This is a genomic window from Acidovorax sp. GW823-FHT01C06 (assembly GCF_058798375.1).
In genome coordinates, this window is record NZ_JBXAKN010000008.1 from 157,801 (window position 1) to 177,979 (window position 20,179).

The 20,179-nt window shown below is 68.2% G+C and carries 15 protein-coding genes; 6 read left to right on the plus strand and 9 right to left on the minus strand.

The window, feature by feature from the left end; translation table 11 throughout:
- Positions 1 to 22: 22 nt before the first annotated feature.
- Both AC1RCS_RS17260 and AC1RCS_RS17265 read right to left on the minus strand, forming a co-directional pair.
- Positions 23 to 3,511, minus strand: coding sequence for a UvrD-helicase domain-containing protein (locus AC1RCS_RS17260; protein WP_492245449.1), 3,489 nt, complete (start codon positions 3,509 to 3,511; stop codon positions 23 to 25).
- Positions 3,508 to 6,063 (minus strand): PD-(D/E)XK nuclease family protein, encoded by a 2,556-nt coding sequence (locus tag AC1RCS_RS17265; protein ID WP_492245448.1) that lies wholly within the window; start codon positions 6,061 to 6,063, stop codon positions 3,508 to 3,510. The genes AC1RCS_RS17260 and AC1RCS_RS17265 overlap by 4 nt, the downstream gene beginning before the upstream one ends.
- 109 nt (positions 6,064 to 6,172) lie before the next feature.
- On the opposite strand from AC1RCS_RS17265, the gene trxA reads away from it, so the two are divergent.
- The 5 genes from trxA (at position 6,173) to AC1RCS_RS17290 (ending at position 11,736) form a co-directional block, all read left to right on the plus strand.
- Positions 6,173 to 6,505, plus strand: coding sequence for a thioredoxin TrxA (trxA, locus tag AC1RCS_RS17270; protein ID WP_218297655.1), 333 nt, complete (start codon positions 6,173 to 6,175; stop codon positions 6,503 to 6,505).
- 280 nt (positions 6,506 to 6,785) lie between these two features.
- Positions 6,786 to 8,048, plus strand: a complete 1,263-nt coding sequence (rho, locus tag AC1RCS_RS17275; protein ID WP_056067265.1) for a transcription termination factor Rho — start codon at positions 6,786 to 6,788, stop codon at positions 8,046 to 8,048.
- 259 nt (positions 8,049 to 8,307) lie between these two features.
- Complete coding sequence (locus tag AC1RCS_RS17280) at positions 8,308 to 8,562, plus strand: type B 50S ribosomal protein L31 (RefSeq protein WP_008906759.1); 255 nt, start codon at positions 8,308 to 8,310, stop codon at positions 8,560 to 8,562.
- Between the two features lie 106 nt (positions 8,563 to 8,668).
- Positions 8,669 to 10,369 (plus strand): hypothetical protein, encoded by a 1,701-nt coding sequence (locus AC1RCS_RS17285; protein WP_369642784.1) that lies wholly within the window; start codon positions 8,669 to 8,671, stop codon positions 10,367 to 10,369.
- Positions 10,369 to 11,736 carry an MATE family efflux transporter gene (locus tag AC1RCS_RS17290; RefSeq protein ID WP_369642785.1) on the plus strand — a complete coding sequence of 456 codons (1,368 nt, stop codon included), beginning with the start codon at positions 10,369 to 10,371 and terminating at the stop codon, positions 11,734 to 11,736. Before AC1RCS_RS17285 ends, AC1RCS_RS17290 begins: the two co-directional genes overlap by 1 nt.
- Here AC1RCS_RS17290 and phoR read toward each other — a convergent pair.
- The 7 genes from phoR to pstS all read right to left on the minus strand — a co-directional run bounded on the left by phoR (position 11,690) and on the right by pstS (position 18,409).
- Entirely contained in the window at positions 11,690 to 13,033 is a 1,344-nt protein-coding gene (gene phoR / locus AC1RCS_RS17295) for a phosphate regulon sensor histidine kinase PhoR (RefSeq protein ID WP_492245447.1), read from the minus strand. The two genes, AC1RCS_RS17290 and phoR, sit on opposite strands and share 47 nt — an antisense overlap.
- A 74-nt stretch (positions 13,034 to 13,107) precedes the next feature.
- On the minus strand, positions 13,108 to 13,815 hold the full coding sequence (phoB, locus tag AC1RCS_RS17300) for a phosphate regulon transcriptional regulator PhoB (protein ID WP_142146933.1): 708 nt from the start codon (positions 13,813 to 13,815) through the stop codon (positions 13,108 to 13,110).
- A 20-nt stretch (positions 13,816 to 13,835) separates the two neighbouring features.
- Positions 13,836 to 14,537: a phosphate signaling complex protein PhoU gene (phoU, locus tag AC1RCS_RS17305; RefSeq protein WP_010457902.1), complete on the minus strand. Its 702-nt coding sequence runs from the start codon at positions 14,535 to 14,537 to the stop codon at positions 13,836 to 13,838.
- Between the two features lie 11 nt (positions 14,538 to 14,548).
- A complete protein-coding gene (pstB, locus tag AC1RCS_RS17310) occupies positions 14,549 to 15,331 on the minus strand; it encodes a phosphate ABC transporter ATP-binding protein PstB (protein WP_218297659.1) in 783 nt (260 codons plus the stop codon).
- Positions 15,332 to 15,389: 58 nt separating this feature from the next.
- Positions 15,390 to 16,244, minus strand: a complete 855-nt coding sequence (pstA, locus tag AC1RCS_RS17315; RefSeq protein WP_218297660.1) for a phosphate ABC transporter permease PstA — start codon at positions 16,242 to 16,244, stop codon at positions 15,390 to 15,392.
- A gap of 43 nt (positions 16,245 to 16,287) precedes the next feature.
- Positions 16,288 to 17,307 carry a phosphate ABC transporter permease subunit PstC gene (pstC, locus tag AC1RCS_RS17320; RefSeq protein WP_218297661.1) on the minus strand — a complete coding sequence of 340 codons (1,020 nt, stop codon included), beginning with the start codon at positions 17,305 to 17,307 and terminating at the stop codon, positions 16,288 to 16,290.
- Between the two features lie 79 nt (positions 17,308 to 17,386).
- A complete protein-coding gene (gene pstS, locus AC1RCS_RS17325) occupies positions 17,387 to 18,409 on the minus strand; it encodes a phosphate ABC transporter substrate-binding protein PstS (protein ID WP_218297662.1) in 1,023 nt (340 codons plus the stop codon).
- 267 nt (positions 18,410 to 18,676) lie between these two features.
- Between pstS and AC1RCS_RS17330 the strand changes: the two genes are divergently transcribed.
- Complete coding sequence (locus AC1RCS_RS17330) at positions 18,677 to 20,155, plus strand: Ppx/GppA phosphatase family protein (RefSeq protein ID WP_218297663.1); 1,479 nt, start codon at positions 18,677 to 18,679, stop codon at positions 20,153 to 20,155.
- The last annotated feature ends 24 nt before the right edge of the window (positions 20,156 to 20,179 follow it).

Here is a 20,179-nt window from a genome sequence, read left to right on the forward strand (position 1 = left end):
GCCGGCAATCGGGAAAAAAGCGTCAGAACAGGGAACCCTGGGGCGAATCGTCGGGGCCGGGTCCCCGCGGCAGGGGCAGCGGCGGCGGCACGGCCCCGGGTTCCTGCGCGGCGGGGGCGAGAGTATGCCGCAGCACGGCCTCTGCGCCCTGCACTGCATCGGGCCCGGCTGGCACGGCGTCGGGCACGGGCACGAGGCGCCCGTCGCCCGTGAGGAAGGCCGCGCGCACGCGCTCGCCGGGCGTCTGCCCCTGCACGGCGCTGCGGTAGCGCTGCAGCTGGGCCAGCAGCGCGGGCTGGCGCTCGGGCTCGGCCGCGCTCTTGTAGTCCAGCACCCACCACCCGGCGCGTTCGGGCGGCTGGTGGCAATGCACCAGGCGGTCCAGCCGCAGGCTCAGGCCCTGGTAGCGCAAGGGCGCCTCGTTGATGGCGGTGTCCACGGCCGACGCCTCCCAGGCCCAGGCGCCTTCGCCCGCCAGGATGCGCTGCGCGGTCAGCGCGGCGTGCCGCGCGGCCGCGATGGTGATGTCGAAATCCCGCGCCAGCCGCGCCACCCGCGCGGGCGGCCAGCCCTGGGCGCGCAGCTCCACCAGCGGGGCCCCCGCCACGCCCGCCTGCTCCAGCAGCTGGTGCATGGCCTCGCCCAGCCGGGACTGCGGCGTGGAGGCAGCCGTGGCATCGCCGGGGTCGGCGGCCCGGTCGGCATCCACCGGCCCCGCGGCGGGCGCCGCGCGCAGGTGCTCCGGCAGCGGCGGCAGCTCCGCCAGCATGAAGTGATCGTGGCGGCCCGGCCCGGCCAGGGTTTCGCCCCCGGGCGCGCCAGGGCCCTCCTGCACGGCGATCTCGGCCGCCAGCGGCGCCAGGCGGTTCCACCAGCTGCCCGGCGCGGATGCGGCCGGCTGCACGCTGGACAGCGCCAGGCAGTGCTTGGCCCGCGTCATCGCCACGTAGAGCATGTTCAGCTCTTCGCGCTGGCGGGCCTGCTGCTCGGCGGCCAGCACTTCCACGGCGCTGGGCGGCGGGTTCGATTCGCTGGCCAGGAAGACGAACGCCCTGGGCACGGCCTGCTCGCCGGGCCAGTCCACCAGCACGCCCATGGTCTCGGCCTTCTGGGGGCGGGTGTCGGTGTCCAGCAGCAGCACGCAGCGCGCCTCCAGCCCCTTGGCGCCGTGCACGGTGAGCAGGCGCACCGCCTGCGCATCCACCCGGCCCGGTGCGCGCACGCCGCCCTTTTTCATGGCACGCACAAAGGCGTAGGGCGTGAGGTAGCGGCCGCCGTCGTGCTGCAGCGCGGCCGACAGCAAGGCGCGCAGATTGGCCTGCACCGCGGTGCGCTGCGCGGCGGGGGCGGCCGCCGCGAAGCGGGCCAGCACATCGGCGTGCTGGTAGATGGCGTGCAGCGCGTCGTGCGGGGGCAGGCCATCCACCCAGGCCCTGTATTGAGCCAAAACGGGCCCCAGCGCTTTCATTTCATGCGGTAGCAGCTCACTTTTCTGTAGCAAATCAAACCAGCTGCAGGCAGCGTGTTCCGGCTGGCGGCGCAGCAGCGCCAGGGTCACCAGGGCCTCGTCGCCGCAGCCAAACAGGGGCGAGCGGAGTGCCCGAGCCAGGGAAAGGTCGTGCCCGGTGGACACCAGCGCATCGAGCAGCGCCACGATGTCCTGCACCTCGGGCGCGTCGAACAGGTCGGCCTTCTCGGGCTGCACGCAGGGCAGGTGCAGGGCGCGCAGGGCCTCCTGCAGGGCGGCGAGCCGGTCGCGCTTGCGGGCCAGCACCAGCACTTCGTGGGGCGGCGTGCCCTGCGCGATCTGCGCCGCCACCCACGCGGCGGCCTGTGTGCATTCGCGCATGCGCTGGGTTTCCTCGGCCTCGTGGCGGGGCTCGGTCAGGCTGTCGCGCCAGGCGAAAGGGTCCGCGCCCGCGCCGCCGCTGCCGGCATCCGGCGGCAGGATGGCGGGCAGGCGCAGCAGCACGCCGGGGTCCCTGGACTCGGTGGTGTGGTCGCGAAAGCCGCTGGTCTCGTGCTGCGCCTGGGCGGTGCCCATGACGTGGTTCACGGCGGCGATCACGCCCGTGGCGTTGCGGCGCGTGTGGTCGCAGCTGAGCAGGTCGCCCGCGAGCCCATGGCGCACGAAGGCCTGCGCGGCGATGAACACCTGTGGCTCGGCGCGGCGAAAACGGTAGATGCTCTGCTTGGGGTCGCCCACGATGAACACGCTGGGCGGCGTCTGGCCGCTGGCGCCGCCGCCCGAACCCGCATAGCCCGACAGCCAGGCGTGCAGCGCCTGCCACTGCAGCGGGTTGGTGTCCTGGAACTCGTCGACCAGCAGGTGGCGCACGCGCGCATCGAGCCGCTCCTGCACCCACCCCGAGAGGATGGGATCGGACAGCATGACCAGCGCCGTGCGCTCCACGTCGTTCATGTCCACCCAGCCGTGCCGGTTCTTCACGGCGGCAAATTCGCGGATCAGGCAGCGTGCCAGGCGGGCCATGCGCTGCTGGTGCTGCCAGGCCTCGTGCTGGCGCCGCGCCAGCAGCAGGCGCTGCAGCTCGGGCTCGGCTTCCTGGGCGGCTGCGAACTTCTCGAGGTTCTTGGACAGCCTATCTTCCTTGGCCACGAACATCGCCTTGCGCAGCAGGTCCAGGCGCAGGTTCGGGTCGCCGCAGGCCAGCGCGTCCACGATGGCATCCGCCGCCTTCTGGGGTGTCTTGTTGGTCTCGGCCCCCAGCGCCCTGGCGCGCGCCAGCCAGCGCTGGTGGCAGGCATCGCCCTGCAGCGCGCCGGCGGGCTCATCCAGTCCCGCCAGTTCCGGGCAGTGCGCCTGAAAGGAAGGCACCGAGGCATCGAGCACGCCCGCCGCGTCGGCCAGGTCGAATTCCACGCGCTTGGCCAGCGCCGCCGCCAGCGCCTTGTGGGTCTGCGAGCGGCCGTGGCGGGCCACCACGGCCTCGTAGTCGGCCCGCAGGCCGGCGCTGGTGGCCACGGTGTGCAGGAACGGGGCCCACACCTCGCGCACGGCTTCGGCATCGTCTTCGAGCAGTTCGAAGTTGGCCGGCAGGCCCTGCGCCTGCAGCAGCGCCAGCGGGGCCGTGCCCAGCAGCGCGGCAAACCAGCTGTGGAAGGTGCGGATCTGCACCGGGCGGCCGCTGGCCAGCATCTGGCGGTATAAATTTTGTAGCACCTCGCGCTTGTCCAGAGCGCGCTCGGGGCTGATTCCTCTGGCAACCAGCTCGCGGGTGAGGTCTTCCAGGGGGGCCTGGGCAAAGGCTTCGAGCCATTCCTGCAGGCGCTGGCGCATTTCACCGGCCGCCTTCTTGGTGAAGGTGATGGCCAGGATATCGTGCGGCGCGGCGCCATCGAGCAAGGCACGCAGCATGCGCGACACCAGCATCCAGGTCTTGCCCGCGCCCGCGCAGGCCTCCACGGCCACGCTGCGCGCCGGGTCGCAGGCGATGGCGTAGAAGGCCTCGCGGGAGACGGGGTGGCCGTTGTGTTCGTAGGCAGCGTTCATTCCCAGAAATCCTTGCGACACAGGCCGCGCGCAACGCAGTAGTCGCAGACCATGCCCTCACCCAGCGCGGGCATGGGGTCGCCCGCAGCGATGCGTTCGAAGTCGTGCTGAATGCCCTCCACGAGCAGGTCGCGCAGGTGCACCACCTCTTCCTGTTCGTGCATCTGCGTCTCGCCCCGCTCGCCCACGTTCACGTACGCGGCGCGCAGCGTGTCGTGGCTCAGCAAGGCTGCGTAGAAAGCAAGCTGGGTGTCTTCGGCACCCGCGCCAATGCGCTTGCGCGTGACGGTGTCGTTTTCGGTCTTGTAGTCGATGACCAGCGGCGTGGGCTCGCCGGTGGACGAGATGGCATCGATGCGGTCGATGGTGCCCACCAGCTGCAGGGCGCCCAGCGGTTGGGTAGTCTGCACCTCGGCCTGCCGGAAGTGCCCCCCAGACTGCTCATGCTGCACAAGCCAGCGCAGATAGCCATCGCGCACCTGCGGCCAGCCTGCGGCGAACGGCAGGAAGTCGCCCTCCCCCAGGCCCTGCTCCAGCGTGACGGCCTGCGCGGCGCTGTCCATGCGCGCCGCGCGCCCGCCCGCGTCGTCTGTCGGCTCGGCCAGCAGCGCCTCATGGAAGTGCTGCAGCACCGCGTGCAGCCAGTTGCCGAAGTCGCGCTTGTCCACCTCGGCGGCCAGCTCGTCGGCCTCCTGCAGGCCCAGCTGGCGCAGCGCAAAGAAGCGGTAGGGGCAATGCCGCAGGTCGGAATAGGCCGTGGACGACAGGCGCTGGACAGGCAGGGCACTCCCGTCGGGCCCGGGGCGCGGGGTGGGCGCGGCCGGCACGGTGCGCGCGCGGCGCCCATCGGTGCCTGGGCGGGCGGCGCCATCCAGGTGCAGCGCCAGCACCAGCGCGCTGGCCAGCAGGGGTTCGCCACCTTCGTCGCCCGTGCGCCACAGCACATCCACCTCGGGTGTCTGCAGGGCGTAGTGCCAGGCCGCGCGCTGGGCGGCCTCGAGCGATCCGCGCGTGGGCAGGCCCCAGGCCTCGCGCTGGGCCGTGGTCCAGTCGCCCGTGGGCTCCGGTGACGACTGGAGGCGTTTTTCGTCGCACCCGGGCAGCACGAGCGCTGCAAACGGCCGTGCCAGCAGCTGCGGCAGGGGCAGGACGACCACGGGCGCATCGCCCGCGAGGGCCGGCACGTAGCGCGCGGCCTCGCACACCTCGCTGGCCCAGCGCGTGAATTCGGCGAGCGCCATGGGCCGCCCCGCGCTGTCCCAGCCGTCGAGCTCGGCCTCTTGCCCCGCCTGCAGGCGCAGCGCGGCCAGCACGCGGGCGCCCGCGTCATCCGCCTCCAGTTGCGCCCACTGGCCGCTGGCCTGCAGCAGCAGGCGCAGGGCCTGCAGCCACTGCGCCAGCGGGCGGGGCGCGCGCAGGCCCTCACGCCAGCCCTGCGCGAGCGCCACGCACTGCGCCAGGGCCGGCTTGCCGGACCAGTCGCGCTGCGCCGCACCGGCCCAGTTCGCCACCGGGGCCTTGCGCAGCGCGCGCTCGAGCGCATCGAGCGCTGGCGCCGCCACGGCGGGGGCGTGCTTGAGCCAGTCGAGCACTTCATCCGCACGGGCATCCCATGCGCAGGCCTTGAGTGCGGCCATCAGCTGCGCGGCGGCGCGGGTGGTGGACAGTGTCCAGCCGTTTTCGTCGCGCACCGCCACGCCCGAGCTTGCCAGGTGCGCGCCAATGCGGCGCGTGAGAGCCCGGTCGTTGGCCGCCAGCGCCACCGGTGTGCGGCCCGCCGCCACATGCGCCAGCACGCAGGCGGCGGCCCGCTGGGCTTCGTCCTCGGCATCCTGCGCGGCATGCAGCGCGACCCGCCCCATGGGACCTGGATCGCCAGGCCCGGGAGGCAGCGCCAGGGCCGTGGCCTTGTCGCCCCAGTGGTTCTGCAAGGCCTGCGCCAGGGGTTCTGCCTGGAACCCGTGCAGCACCACCAGCGCGTCCACGGACTCCCGCACGCCGGCCTCGAACAGCACATCGGTGGCATGGCGCGAGGCAAGCACCCATTCGAGCGCAATGCGCGCCACGACGGCCTCGAAGCGCAGCGCCGAGGCGCCATCGGCCTCGGGCAGCAGGCCGCGCGCATGCGCGGCCCATGCTGGCCGCTGCGCGGGCGGCACCGCGGCCACCACGGTCGCCAGCTGCGCCGCGGCCTCCTGCAGCGGCGCGGCCAGCACGTCGCGCTGGGCCGAAAGGCCCGCGCGGTCCAGCAGCGCCCGCGCCGTCAAGGTGTCGCGCGCCACATCCCCGGCCAGGTCGTCGCCCATGGGCACGAACGCCGCCAGCTGCCGTGCCCAGTTGCGCGTTGTTTCAAACCGGGGAGCAAAACCGTCCGCATGGAACAGGGCCCAATAGCGCTGCGCCCACGGCATGAGCTGGGCATAGGGGACCAGCACCACCGTGCGCGCGGGATGCGCGCCCTGCTGGCGCAGGTGCCCGGCCACCTGTCCCAGCACGCGCCGCCACAGGGGCACCAGGGCTGCGCACTGATCGCTTTTCGCTATGACAGTCATAGCGTCGCAGGGCCCGGCCACACCGGTGAACGTGGGATTGGTTTCTGTCACAATGCCCAGACTTTAAACGTACACCGGTCACAACCCGCTCAAAAACAAGGAATCCGCCATGGCCAGCGAACTCATCAAACATGTCTCTGACGCCAGCTTTGAAGCCGACGTGCTGAAACCCGGCACCGCCGTGCTGGTGGACTACTGGGCCGAATGGTGCGGCCCCTGCAAAATGATTGCCCCCATCCTGGACGAAGTCGCGGGCACCTACCAGGGCAAGCTGCAGATCGCCAAGATGAACGTGGACGAGAACCGCGAGATTCCCGCCAAGTTCGGCATCCGCGGCATCCCCACGCTGATGCTGTTCAAGGATGGCCAGCTGGCCGCCACGAAAGTGGGCGCCATGAGCAAGGCACAGCTGACCGCCTTCATCGACCAGCAACTGGCCTGACCGACGGCCCAGCCCCGGTCCCGGCCCCGCACGCGATCACCCGGCATGCGGGGCTTTCTTGATGAAGGTGCATGGCCCGGGCCGCCAGCCCGGCGCCCACCGAATCCGGCCCGCGTGAATCCCCTGCTTTTTTTCCTGTCATAATTCCCCCAGATCACCGGCCTGCACGCATTGGCAGCCGGACCGAGATCCCCGGCAAGCCGGACCTGCAAACAGCAGCCCATCCGGCACCAGCCCTCCTCCCCCAAGATTCATACCAGCTCCGCCAAGGAGTCATTCCATGCACTTAAACGAACTCAAGGCACTGCACGTGTCTGAAGTCCTGAAGCAGGCCGAAGAACTCGAAATCGAAAACACGGGCCGGATGCGCAAGCAGGAGCTGATGTTTGCCATCATCAAGAAGCGCGCCAAGGCGGGAGAGCAGGTGTTCGCGGACGGGGTGCTGGAAATCCTGCCGGACGGCTTCGGCTTCCTGCGCAGCCCGGACACGAGCTTCACGGCGAGCACGGACGACATCTACATCTCCCCCAGCCAGGTGCGCCGCTTCAACCTGCACACCGGCGACATGATCGAAGGCGAAGTGCGCACCCCGAAGGACGGCGAGCGCTACTTTGCCCTGACCAAGCTCGACAAGGTCAACGACGGCCCGCCCGAGCAGAACAAGCACAAGGTGATGTTCGAAAACCTGACGCCCCTGTTCCCCAAGGAGCAGATGCGCCTGGAGCGCGACGTCAAGAGCGAAGAGAACATCACCGGCCGCATCATCGACATCATCGCGCCCATCGGCCGTGGCCAGCGCGCGCTGATCGTCGCCCCGCCCAAGAGCGGCAAGACGGTGATGATGCAGCACATCGCCCACGCCATCACGGCCAACAACCCCGACGTGCACCTGATGGTGCTGCTGGTGGACGAGCGCCCTGAAGAAGTGACCGAAATGCAGCGCACGGTGAAGGGCGAGATCATCGCCTCCACCTTCGACGAGCCCGCCGCGCGCCACGTGCACGTGGCCGAGATGGTGATCGAGCGCGCCAAGCGCCTGGTCGAGCTCAAGAAGGACGTGGTGATCCTGCTCGACTCCATCACCCGCCTGGCCCGCGCCTACAACAACGTGGTGCCGTCGAGCGGCAAGGTGCTGTCCGGTGGTGTGGACGCCGCCGCGCTGCAGCGCCCCAAGCGCTTCTTCGGCGCCGCGCGCAAGGTCGAGGAAGGTGGCTCGCTCACCATCATCGCCACCGCGCTGGTCGACACCGGCAGCCGCATGGACGAAGTGATCTTTGAAGAATTCAAGGGCACCGGCAACTGCGAGATCCACCTGAACCGCCGCCTGTACGAAAAGCGCGTGTTCCCGGCCATCGAGCTCAACAAGAGCGGCACCCGCCGCGAAGAGCTGCTGCTGGCGCCCGAGATCCTGCAAAAGACCCGCATCCTGCGCCAGTTCATGTACAACATGGACGAGATCGAGTCCATGGAGCTCATGATCAAGAACATGAAGGCCACCAAGACCAATGTGGACTTCTTCGACATGATGCGACGAGGCGGGTAAGCCCCCCTGAGTCGCCTTCGGCGCCTTCCCCCGGAGGGGGACGCCACCCGTGGCCTGGCAGAGCCAGTTCCACGGTGGCACTGGGCTTGGGCCGCGCCGGTTTCCATCGCTGTGACGGATGCGCAGCGACGTTGAAGAAGACACGTATTCGCCCTGTGCCATAATAGAGGGCTTTTTCTGCGGAAAGTACGCTGGATGTTCCACGGCGCAAAGGTTGCACCGGGTTCAGCACGGCTCCCGCACTTGACAAGGATTGATCATGAAAGAAGGCATTCACCCCAACTACCGCGAAGTCCTGTTCTCGGACCTGTCCAACGGTTTCAAGTTCGTGACCCGTTCGTGCGTGAACACGAAGGAAATGGAAACCTTCGAAGGCAAGGAATACCCGCTGTTCAAGCTGGACACCTCCTCTGAATCGCACCCCTTCTACACCGGCACGCAAAAGTCCGTGGACAACATGGGTGGCCGCGTCGAGCGCTTCCGCAACCGTTTCGGCAAGACCGCAGCGAAGTAATTCGCCTTCTGCGCTCCGCCACAAAGGCAGCCCGGGCAACCGCGCTGCCTTTTTCTATGCTTTTGCCATTATTCTCGGTGGCTCCGCTTTTGCCGCCCCCTGACGCGTGAATCCACCGACCCCCGCCATCGTCACCCAGAACGCCGTCAGCCCCCTTCCACGCTGGGCGCTGATGCTGCTGTGCATCGCCTACGTCGTGCCGGGCTTCATCGGGCGCGATCCTTGGAAGAGCGCGGATGTCACGGCATTTGGGTACATGCTGGAGCTGGCACAGGGGCGCACTCCGTGGCTCAGCCCCTTGCTCGGGGGCATGCCTCCGGAAACCGAGGGGCTGCTTCCGTATTGGCTGGGTGCGTGGGCCATCCAGCTGGCGCCGCAGTGGGTGTCCGCCGAGATGGCCGTGCGCCTTCCGTTCGCGGCCCTGCTGGCGATCACCTTGACCGCCACCTGGTATGCCGTGTACTACCTCGCGCGCAGCCCGGGGGCCCAGCCCGTGGCCTTCGCCTTCGGCGGCGAAGCCAACCCGCCCGACTATGCCCGCGCCATCGCCGATGGCGGCCTGCTGGCCCTGATTGCCTGCCTGGGCCTGGCGCAGCTGTCGCATGAGGTGACGAGCTACCTGGCGCAGCTCAGTTGCACGGCGCTGCTCTTCTTCGCCGTGGCTGCCATGCCGCACCGCACGGTCGCGCCCGCCATGGCGCTTGTCGCCGGCATGGCCGGCCTGACGCTGGCCGGGGCTCCCGCGCTCGCGGCCCTGCTCGGGCTGGGCAGCATGGCGGTGGTGGTGTATGCGCCCGGCAGCGGTTCTGACCGCCGCCTGCGGTGGGCGCTGGCCCTCGCGGCGGTCACGCTGGCGGCGGCGCTGCTGGCCTGGGGCCTGGACCTCTGGCGCTGGCGGATCGTGGGCTCCGGCTCCGGGGGCAAGGAGTGGCAGAGCCTGGCACGGCTGCTGCTGTGGTTTGGATGGCCCGCCTGGCCCCTGGCCCTGTGGACCCTGTGGCGCTGGCGCAAGCAGATCGTCAGCCGCCAGGGGCACCGGCACCTGCTGCTTCCGCTGTGGTTTGTGGCGGTATCCGTCGCCGCCACCGCCACCACCCAGCCCGCCGACCGGGCCTTGCTGCTGGGCCTGCCCGCCATGGCCGCGCTGGCGGCCTTCGCGCTGCCCACGCTGCGCCGCAGCGTGGGCGCCCTGATCGACTGGTTCACGCTGCTGTTCTTCACGGTGTCGGCGTTGGCGATCTGGGTCATCTGGATCGCCATGCAGACGGGGTTTCCCGCCAAGCCCGCCGCCAATGTGGCCAAGCTGGCCCCCGGCTTCGTGCCGGAGTTCTCCGCGCTGGCCCTGGTCGTGGCCCTGGCGGCCACCGTGGGCTGGTGCAGCCTGGTCTGGTGGCGCGCTTCGCGCGACCGGGCCCCGATCTGGAAAAGCCTGGTGCTGCCCGCCGGCGGCGCGGCGCTGGGCTGGCTGCTGCTCATGACGCTGTGGCTGCCGCTTCTGGACTACGCCCGCAGTTACCGGCCCCAGGTTCGCAGCGTGATGGCGGCACTCGGGCCGGCACCGGGCTGCGTGCAGACCGTGGGATTGAACCGCGCCCAGGTGGCGGCACTGCAGTACCACGGCGGCCTTTCGCTCCAGCGGGCGGGACTGCAGGACGAGTGCGACTGGCTGGTGGCAGACATCGCGTCCTGGCCGCCTTCCGAGCGCATGGTCAACGCGGCGCGCTGGGAAGCCCGGGCCACCATTCCCCGCCCCACCGACAAGAACGACCACCTCCTGGTGTTTCGCCGCGCAGGGCCTGCGCGCTGATGTCTGAACTGTCGGGCATCTCGCGCCACGCGGTGACGGTGCTGGCGGGGCAGCTGGCCGTGATGGCCTTTGGTGTCACGGACACCATCGTTGCCGGGCGCCATGCGGAATCCTCGCTGGCCGCGCTGTCGGTGGGTTCGGCCATCTTCATCAGCGTGTATGTCGCGCTGATCGGGATTCTGCAGGCCCTGCTGCCGGTATGGGCCGAACAGCGCGGCGCCCGGCAGACCGACGCCCTGGGCCGCTCCCTGCGGCAGGCGCTGTACCTCTGCGGCGCGGCATCGCTGCTGGGAATGGCCATCCTGCTGTCGCCGGGGCCCCTGCTGCGCTGGACCGAGGTGCCCCCCGCCCTGCGCACCGAGGTGGAGAGCTACCTGGCCGTGCTGGCCCTGGCGCTGCCACCCGCCCTGCTCTTTCGGATCTACAGCACCCTGAACCAGGCCCTGGGCCGCCCCCAGCTGGTGACCTGGCTGCAGGTGGGATCGCTGCTCGTGAAGCTGCCCCTGTCGGTCTGGTTCACCTTCGGCGGCGGCGGGCTGCCCGCGCTGGGCGTGGTCGGATGCGCCTGGGCCACGCTAGTGGTCAACTGCAGCATGCTTGCGGTGGCGGTCTGGCTGCTGCGCACCCAGGATCTCTATGGGCCCCTGCGCATCTGGCGCCGCATGGAACCCCCTCACTGGCCCACCATCGCGGGCTTTGCCCGGCTGGGCATCCCGGCCGGGCTCGCGGTCATGGTCGAGGTGACCTCGTTCACGCTGATGGCCTTGTTCATCGCGCGCCAGGGCACCACGGCGTCGGCGGCCCACCAGATTGCGGCCAATGTGGCGGCCGTGCTCTACATGGTGCCGCTGTCGCTGGCGATCGCCACCAGCGCCCGCGTCAGCTACTGGCTGGGGGCGGGCGAACCTGCGCGGGCACGCCAGGTGGTTTTCATAGGTTTCAAGCTCTCAGCACTTATCGGTATTGCGCTGGCAGCTATATTATTAATAGCAAAAGACCAGATTGGGGGCGTGTACTCCGGCAACACCGGCGTGGTGGCCCTGACGGGAGGGGTCATGGTGTGGGTGGCCGCCTACCACGCGGCCGATGCGCTGCAGACACTGTGCGTCTTCGTGCTGCGCTGCTACCGCATTACGGTGGCGCCGCTGGTGGTGTATTGCGTGCTGCTGTGGGGCGCCGGCCTGGGGGGCGGCTACCTGCTGGCCTATCGTGGCCTGGGGCCGTGGGCCGCCGAGCCATCGCCTACGCCTTTCTGGGCCGCGAGCGCAGCGGCGCTGGTCGCGACGGCCGCGCTGTTCCTGGCGATGCTCTGGCGTGCGGTCAATCCGGCAGCGAGAAAACACGCAACCGGTTCGCCGGGAAGGTGACCGCGAACACCGAGCCCTTGCCCAGGGTGCTGGAGATGTCCAGCGTGGCGCCGTGCCGCTGCAGCACATGCTTGACGATGGCCAGTCCCAGGCCCGTGCCGCCGGTCTCGCGGGAACGGCTGCGGTCCACGCGGTAAAAGCGCTCCGTCAGGCGCGGCAGGTGTTCCGGCGCGATGCCCGGCCCCGTGTCCTGCACCGAGAAGACGGCACGGCCGTCCTCCTTGCGCTGCCAGGCCACCGTGATCGATCCGCCCGCGGGCGTGTAGCGCACGGCGTTGCTGATGAGGTTGGACAGCGCGCTCTGCAGCTCGGCGGGCACGCCCGCGATATCGCCTTCGGCACGCAGACTGTCCACGGCCGGAAAAATCATCACATGCTGGCGCGGCTGGTTCTGCGTGAGCAGGGCGGACAATGCGCGGCCCTCTTCCTCGCACCGCTGCATCAGCGCCTGCACGGGCGTCCACTCCGCCATGCCGGGCGGCGGGCTGCCCTCCAGGCGCGACAGAGTCAGCAGGTCCTGCACCACGCTTTGCATGCGCAGCGCCTGCTGCGCCATCATGCCCAGATAGCGCGCCCGCTCATCGGCATTCAGCGGCAGGGTCTGCAGGGTTTCGACGAAACCGGCCAGCACCGTCAGGGGCGTGCGGATCTCATGGGACACGTTGGCGACAAAGTCGCGCCGCATGGCCTCGGCCTGCTCCAGCGCAGTGACATCGCGCGACAGCAGCAAGGTGCGCCCGTCCCCGTAGGGGTGCAGGTGCACCGAGATGCGCACGGGCCGCGAGGGCGTGCTGAAGCGCCCTTCCAGCACCACATCGTGGGTGAAGTCCTGGGCGGCGAAGTAGGCCGTGAACTCGGGGTCGCGCACCAGGTTGCCGATCGATTGCATCACGTCGCGCTGGGCATCGAAACCAAACTGGTTGGCCGCCATCTGGTTGCACCACTCGATCCGGCCCTGCGCATCCAGCAAGACCACGCCGTTGGGCGTGGCCTGCAGCGCCGCCAGGATTTCCTGCAGCCGGTCCTGGCTGTCGCGGATCTGCGCCTGCTGCCTGCGCAGAAGGCGCCGAGCGCGGTCCGCCGCCTCGCCCCAGATGCCGCGCATGGCAGGCACTTCCGCCAGGTCGCCCGTGCGCAGCCAGCGCAGCACGCGGGCACCGCGCAGCAGGTCCCATACAAACCAGGCCCAGCCCGCCAAGGCCGCGCCCAGGGCCGCGCCCCAGGGGCCGCCCTGCCACCATCCCAGGCCACCACCCGCCATCTGCCAGAGCAGGAAATACGAAATACGCCACAGCATGCGGTCAGCTCAGCCTTCTTATCAACGCCAGGGGCGCAACCCGTGCACCCCATCCAAACATCAGGCCTGCGCCATCACGCCTGCAACTGCACCTGCGGCTGGGCCGTGAGCCGGTAGCCTGCCCCGCGCACGGTTTCCACCATGACGGATGCGGCACCCAGCGCTTCACGCAGCCGCTTGACATGCACATCCACCGTGCGCTCCTCGATGAACACATGGTCGCCCCACACCTTGTCGAGCAGCTGCGAGCGGCTGTGCACGCGCTCGGCGTGTTTCATCAGGAAGTGCAGCAGCTTGAACTCGGTGGGGCCCACCTTGAGCGGCTGGCCCTGGAAGGTCACGCGGTAGGTGCCGGCATCCAGCACCAGCTCGCCGATGGTCACGCTGTCGCTGACCTGCTCGGGCGCACGGCGGCGCAGCACCGCGCGGATGCGGGCCAGCAGCTCCTGCGTGGAAAATGGCTTGGTGATGTAGTCGTCGGCACCGGCATCCAGCCCCGCCACCTTGTCGGGCTCGTCGCCACGGGCGGTGAGCATGAGGATGGGGATGGGCTTGGTACGGCTGTCGGCACGCCATTTGCGAGCCAGCGACAGGCCGCTTTGGCCCGGCAGCATCCAGTCCAGCAGGATGACATCCGGCAGCACGGCGTCGAGCTCGCGCTGGGCGGAGTCGCCGTCTTCCGCCCAGAAGGGCTGGAATCCGTTGTGGCGCAGATTGACGGCAATCAGCTCGGCAATCGCGGGTTCGTCCTCCACGATGAGGACGCGTGGGAGCTTTCTCATAGGTGTGCCAAAGCCCTTTCTTACAGCACGGCCGACTCGATCTCGTCGAGGGCAGTGTGGCGCACATCCTTGCCCTTGACCAGATAGATGATCAGCTCGGCCACGTTCTTGGAATGGTCACCGATGCGCTCGATGGCCTTGGCCAGGAACAACAGGTCCAGGCTGGGCGAGATGGTGCGCGGGTCTTCCATCATGTAGGTGATGAGCTTGCGCACGAAGCCGTCGAATTCCTTGTCGATGAGGTCGTCCTCCTTGAGGATGGCCACGGCCGCCTTGACGTCCAGCCGCGCGAACGCGTCCAGCGTCTTGCGCAGCTGGCCCGAGGCCAGCTCGGCTGCCACGCGCAGGTCGCTCGACGGCAGCGAACGCGGGGCGCCGCCTTCGATGATGGAGCGCACCATGCGCGCCATCTTGTTGGCCTCGTCGCCCATGCGCTCGAGGTTGGCCGTGGCCTTGGAGAAGGCCAGCAGCAGGCGCAAATCGCGCGCGGTGGGCTGGCGGCGGGCGATGATGGAGGACAGCTCCTGGTCGATCTCGACCTCCATCGCATTGATGCGGGTCTCCATCGAGGCCACGGTCTCCACGGCCTCCAGGCTGAACTGGGACAGCGCGTAGACCGCCTGCCGGATCTGCGATTCCACCAGCCCCCCCATCTCCATGACACGGGCGGACACGCTGTTGAGTTCGCTGTCGAACTGGGACGAAAGATGTTTATCGGGCATCTGCTGTCTCCTTAGCCGAAACGGCCGGTAATGTAGTCTTCGGTTTCCTTGCGCTCGGGCTTGAAGAAGATCTGTTCGGTGGCACCGAACTCGATCATTTCGCCGAGGTACATGTAGGCGGTGTAGTCGCTGCAGCGGGCGGCCTGCTGCATGTTGTGCGTCACGATGGCGATGGTGTAGTCGTGCTTGAGCTCGTCGATCAGCTCTTCGATCTTGGCGGTGGACAGCGGGTCCAGCGCCGAGGTGGGCTCGTCGAGCAGGAGCACCGAGGGCTTGACGGCCACGCTGCGCGCGATGCACAGGCGCTGCTGCTGGCCGCCGGACAGGGACAGGCCGCTCTGGTGCAGCTTGTCCTTCACCTCGGTCCACAGCGCCGCCTTGGACAGAGCCCATTCCACGCGGTCGTCCATCTCGCTCTTGCTCAGCGTCTCGTAGAGCTTCACGCCGAAGGCGATGTTGTCGTAGATGGACATGGGAAACGGCGTGGGCTTCTGGAACACCATGCCGATGCGCGCGCGCAGCAGGTTGATGTCCTGCTTGGGGTCCAGGATGTCCTGGCCGTAGAAGTTGATCGAGCCTTCCGCACGCTGGCCCGGGTACAGGCTGTACATGCGGTTGAGCGTGCGCAGCAGGGTGGACTTGCCGCAGCCCGAAGGGCCGATGAAGGCGGTGACCTTGTGTTCCGCGATGTTGAGGCTGACGTTGCGCAGCCCCTGGAACTTGCCGTAGAAGAAGCTCAGGTTGCGCAGTTCCAGCGCATTCTTGCTGGCGGTGGCGGTAGCGGTGGCGTTCATTGTCAATTCCTGAAAATGGAGGCGGTCTGTATCTGCAATGGGGAGGGCTGGCGTGGGGTCAGACGCGGTTCTTCTCGCGCAGGAAGACCCGTGCCACGACGTTGAGGATCAGCACCGACAGCGTGATGAGCAAGGCACCGCCCCAGGCCAGGCGCACCCAGTTCTCATAGGGGCTCAGGGCAAACTGGAAGATCACCACCGGCAGGTTGGCCATGGGGGCGCTCATGTTGGTGCTGAAGAACTGGTTGTTGAGCGCGGTGAACAGCAGGGGCGCCGTCTCGCCGCTGATGCGGGCCACTGCCAACAGCAGGCCGGTCATCACGCCGCTGCGCGCGGCGCGCAGGGTGACCATGGTGGACACCTTCCAGCGCGGCGCGCCGAGCGCGAAGGCCGCTTCGCGCAGGCTGCCGGGCACCAGGCGCAGCATGTTCTCGGTGGTGCGCACCACCACGGGCACGGCGATCAGCGACAGCGCCAGGCTGCCAGCCCAGCCCGAGAAGTTGCCCACCGTGGCCACGGCGATCGCGTAGACGAAGAGCCCGAGCACGATGGACGGGGCCGACAGCATGATGTCGGTCACGAAACGGGTGAGTTCGGCCGTCTTGCTCTGGTCGCCGTATTCCGCCAGGTACACGCCCGCCAGAACACCGATCGGCGTCGATACCAGCACGGTGAAGCCCACCATCATGAGGCTGCCGACGATGGCGTTGGCCAGGCCGCCGCCCTCGGAGCCCGGTGCCGGCGTGGACTGGGTGAACATGTTCAGGTCCAGCGCGGCCAGGCCGTTGGCCAGCAGCACGCTCAGTATCCACAGCAGCACGAACAGGCCCAGCACCATCGCGCCCAGGGACAGGGTCAGGCCGACGGCGTTGGAGCGCTGGCGCTTTTTGTAGAGTTGTTGGTTGAATTCCATGGAGCTTGTCTCAAAGGAGGTTCATGGGCAGTGCGGCGCGGGCTCAGAGGCCCTTGGCCTTTTCGGCGCGCAGCATCATGATCTTGGCGGCCGACAGGACCACGAACGTGATCACGAACAGCAGGAAACCGAGGGCAAACAGCGTGGAGAGGTGGAAATCCGCCGCCTCGCCAAATTCATTGGCCAGCGTGGAGGCAATGGACGTCCCTGGCGAAAACAGCGAAGTGGGCATGCGGTTGGCATTGCCGATCACGAAGGTCACCGCCATGGTCTCGCCCAGGGCGCGGCCCAGGCCCAGCATGACGCCGCCGATCACGCCCTTTTGCGTATAGGGCAGCACGACGCGGCGCACCACCTCCCAGGTCGTGCAGCCCAGGCCGTAGGCCGACTCGCGCAGGATGGGCGGGACGATCTCGAACACATCGCGCATCACGGCCGCCACGAAGGGCAGCACCATGAACGCCAGCACGATGCCGGCGGCCAGGATGCCGAAACCGTTGGTGCTGCCGCCAAACAGGAAGCCCACCAGCGGCATCGAGCCCAGCAGCTTCTGCACCGGCATCTGGAAGTAGTCGGCAAACAGCGGGGCGAACACGAACAGGCCGAACATGCCGTAGATGATCGAAGGCACGGCCGCCAGCAACTCCACCGCCGTGCCCAGCGGGCGCCGCAGCCAGACCGGGCAGGTTTCCGTGAGGAAAAGGGCGATGCCGAAAGCCAGGGGCACCGCGATCAGCAGCGCGATGCCGGCACTCGCCAGGGTGCCGACGATGGCAATCGCGGCACCGAATTCTTCATTGATGATGTCCCATTCCACGCGCCAGATGAACTGGACTCCGAACTTGTGGAATGTCGGCCACGCGTAGACAAAAAGGGAAACGATGATGCCCAGCAGCGCCGCGAGCACCAGCAGCGACAGGCTTTGGGTCAGGCGATGGAAAAAGATGTCCTGCAGGCGCTGCCGCCTGGCAATCGATACCATGGACTCTGTGGGGGCGTCCGTCGTCTTGACGGACACAGGTTGCGAACTCATGGTGGTTCCCACGCTCATGTTGACTCCCATCTGGCTTCTGGAGGCCCCACAAACCAGCACCCATCAGCCAGACCAGCCGGCCGATGGGGGGTATTCTGGGGCAACTGGCTTACTTCTTGATCTGCGACCAGACCTTGGAGCGGATCTCGGCGGTCAGGCTGTCGGGCAGCGGAACATAGTCCAGTTCCGTGGCCATGCCCTTGCCGTTCTTGAACGCCCACTCGAAGAACTTCAGCACTTCGGCCGACTGCGCCTTGTCGGCGGGGTCCTTGTACATCAGGATGAAAGAAGCGGTGCTGACGGGCCAGCTGTCCGCGCCCTTGGCGTTGACCATCGAGATGCCCATGCCCGGCACGCTGAACCAGTCGGCGCTGGCGGCGGCGGCCGCAAAAGTCTTGTCGTCAGGGCTCACGTACTTGCCGTCTGCATTCTGCAGTTGCAGGAAGTTCATGTTGTTCTTCTTGACGTAGGCGTATTCCACGTAGCCGACAGCGCCCTTCACGCGGGTCACGTTGGCGGCCACGCCTTCGTTGCCCTTGCCGCCTACGGACGACGCGGCAGGCCACTTCACGGCCGCGCCCTTGCCCACGGAATCAGCCCACTCCTTGCTGACCGCCGACAGGTAGTCGGTCCAGTTGAAGGTGGTGCCCGAACCATCCGCGCGGTGTACCACGGTGATGTTCTGGTCGGGCAGGGTCTTGCCAGGATTCAGCGCGGCGAGCTTGGCATCGTTCCACTTGGCGATCTTGCCCAGGAAGATGTCCGCCAGCACGGGGCCCGTCACGCGCAGTTCGCCGGGCTTGAAGCCGTCCAGGTTGATCACGGGCACCGTGCCGCCGATGATGGCGGGAAACTGCACCATGCCGTCCTTGTCCAGGTCGGCGCCGGACACGGGCGCATCGGTGGCGCCGAAAGCCACGGTCTTGGCGCGGATCTGGCGGATGCCGCCGGAAGATCCGATGGACTGGTAGTTCAGGCCCGTGCCCGTTTCCTTCTTGTAGGCCTCGGCCCACTTGGCGTACATGGGGAACGGAAAGGTCGCGCCTGCACCGGTGATGTCCGCCGCAAAGGCACTGCCCACAGCCATGGTGGCCAGTGCGACAGCGACGGTTTTGAGAAATGTGCGTTTCATTATTCAGTACCTTTTGGCTAGGGTTAACAGGAACAGCACGAACTCTAGGCCCCCAAGATGACAATTCGGTGACACAAGGCACCCCGTCGCACAGAGCCGCCACACGGTCATCCAGCGCCGCGCGCACCGTCATGAATCTGTCACACGGTCCACGGACACTGGGCGGCTCGCGATCAGCACCCGCCTCCATGAGGGAGACGACGGGTGCCGCACAGATGCACCTGACGCTCGCGGTACGATGCCGAACGAAGCTCCCACCAGAAATACATGCAGAACGGCACACGCCTCGCCGCGGTCGACCTCGGCTCCAATAGTTTTCGCCTTGAAATCGGGCGCTATGAGTTCGGACATATCCAGCGGGTGGAATACCTCAAGGAAACCGTGCGCCAGGGCAACGGCCTCGATGAAGACCGCAATCTGACGCGCGACGCCATGGAGCGTGGCTGGGCCTGCCTGGCACGATTCGGGGAGCGGCTGGCGGGGTTTCCCCGTGCCCAGGTCCGAGCCGTGGCGACCCAGACGCTGCGCGAGGCACGCAATCGGGACGAGTTCCTGTCACGCGGCAGCGAGGTGCTGGGCTATCCGATCGATGTGGTGTCGGGCCCGGAAGAAGCACGGCTGATCTACCAGGGGGTGGCCCGCCTGCTGCCGCAATCCGACGAGCGCCGCCTGGTTGTGGACATCGGAGGGCGTTCCACGGAGCTCATCCTGGGCCAGCAGTTCACACCCTACTCCGTGGCCTCGTACCGCGTGGGCAGCGTGGCCTGGTCGCAGCGCTACTTCGCCAACGGCGAATTCACGGCCCAGGCGTTCCTGGCCGCCGAGATCGCGGCCAAGGCCGTGCTGGACGAAGCGCTGGAAACCTTCCGCCCCGAGACCTGGGACGTGTCTTACGGCTCCTCCGGCACCGCGGGCGCCGTGGGTGACATCCTGGCCGCCGCCGGCGGCCCGCAGGGCCTCATCACGCGGGACGGGCTGGGCTGGCTGCACGAGCGCCTGCTGCGCGCCCAGTCTGCCGACCGGGTGCGCCTGGAAGGGCTGAAGGAAGAGCGGCGCGCCGTCATCGGCGGAGGAATCAGCGTGCTGCGCGCCGTCTTCGACCTGCTGGACATCGAGCACATGCAGGTGGCACAGGGCGCCTTGCGCCAGGGCGCCCTCTACGACCTGCTGGACAGAGAGCAACCCGGCACCGACCTGCGTACCACCACCGTCAATGGACTCATGCAGCGGTTTGGCGTGGACATGGAGCACGCGGAACGGGTGGCGCGCACCGCGTGTGCCCTGTTCGAGCAGGCCACGCCCGGCGACAGCGAGCGAGCGTCGCGCAAGCTTGACTGGGCGGCGCGGCTGCACGAGATCGGCTGCCGCATATCCCACAGCGACTACCACCGCCACGGCGCCTACATCCTGGACAACACCGATGCCGCCGGGTTTGCCGTTCCCGAGCTGCATCGCCTGGGCGTGCTGGTGCAGGGACAGCGCGGCAAGGTGCGCAAGCTCGGCGCGGACCTGCAAGATCCTGTCTTCGTGCTGCAGCTGCTGAGCCTGCGCCTGTCCGTGGCGCTGTGCCATGCGCGCCGCGATCCGGACACGGCAGGCCTCTCATTGCAAGCCGAGGGGCCGCGTTTTCTCCTGCGCGCCCGCCCCGGCTGGGCTGCGGCCTTTCCGCAGTCTGCGCACCTTCTTCGCGAGGAAGTCCAGGCCTGGCAGAAGACGCCCTGGGAACTGGTGGTTGACCTTCCCTGAGCATTGGCAATAAACTATATAAAC

What these genes read in the sequence shown, in the direction of transcription:
- AC1RCS_RS17260 (WP_492245449.1), bottom strand. Translation starts at nt 3,511, where the DNA reads ATGAACGCTGCCTACGAACACAACGGCCACCCCGTCTCCCGCGAGGCC.
- AC1RCS_RS17265 (WP_492245448.1), bottom strand. Translation starts at nt 6,063, where the DNA reads ATGACTGTCATAGCGAAAAGCGATCAGTGCGCAGCCCTGGTGCCCCTG.
- trxA (WP_218297655.1), top strand. Translation starts at nt 6,173, where the DNA reads ATGGCCAGCGAACTCATCAAACATGTCTCTGACGCCAGCTTTGAAGCC.
- rho (WP_056067265.1), top strand. Translation starts at nt 6,786, where the DNA reads ATGCACTTAAACGAACTCAAGGCACTGCACGTGTCTGAAGTCCTGAAG.
- AC1RCS_RS17280 (WP_008906759.1), top strand. Translation starts at nt 8,308, where the DNA reads ATGAAAGAAGGCATTCACCCCAACTACCGCGAAGTCCTGTTCTCGGAC.
- AC1RCS_RS17290 (WP_369642785.1), top strand. Translation starts at nt 10,369, where the DNA reads ATGTCTGAACTGTCGGGCATCTCGCGCCACGCGGTGACGGTGCTGGCG.
- phoR (WP_492245447.1), bottom strand. Translation starts at nt 13,033, where the DNA reads ATGCTGTGGCGTATTTCGTATTTCCTGCTCTGGCAGATGGCGGGTGGT.
- phoB (WP_142146933.1), bottom strand. Translation starts at nt 13,815, where the DNA reads ATGAGAAAGCTCCCACGCGTCCTCATCGTGGAGGACGAACCCGCGATT.
- phoU (WP_010457902.1), bottom strand. Translation starts at nt 14,537, where the DNA reads ATGCCCGATAAACATCTTTCGTCCCAGTTCGACAGCGAACTCAACAGC.
- pstB (WP_218297659.1), bottom strand. Translation starts at nt 15,331, where the DNA reads ATGAACGCCACCGCTACCGCCACCGCCAGCAAGAATGCGCTGGAACTG.
- pstA (WP_218297660.1), bottom strand. Translation starts at nt 16,244, where the DNA reads ATGGAATTCAACCAACAACTCTACAAAAAGCGCCAGCGCTCCAACGCC.
- pstC (WP_218297661.1), bottom strand. Translation starts at nt 17,307, where the DNA reads ATGGGAGTCAACATGAGCGTGGGAACCACCATGAGTTCGCAACCTGTG.
- pstS (WP_218297662.1), bottom strand. Translation starts at nt 18,409, where the DNA reads ATGAAACGCACATTTCTCAAAACCGTCGCTGTCGCACTGGCCACCATG.
- AC1RCS_RS17330 (WP_218297663.1), top strand. Translation starts at nt 18,677, where the DNA reads ATGCAGAACGGCACACGCCTCGCCGCGGTCGACCTCGGCTCCAATAGT.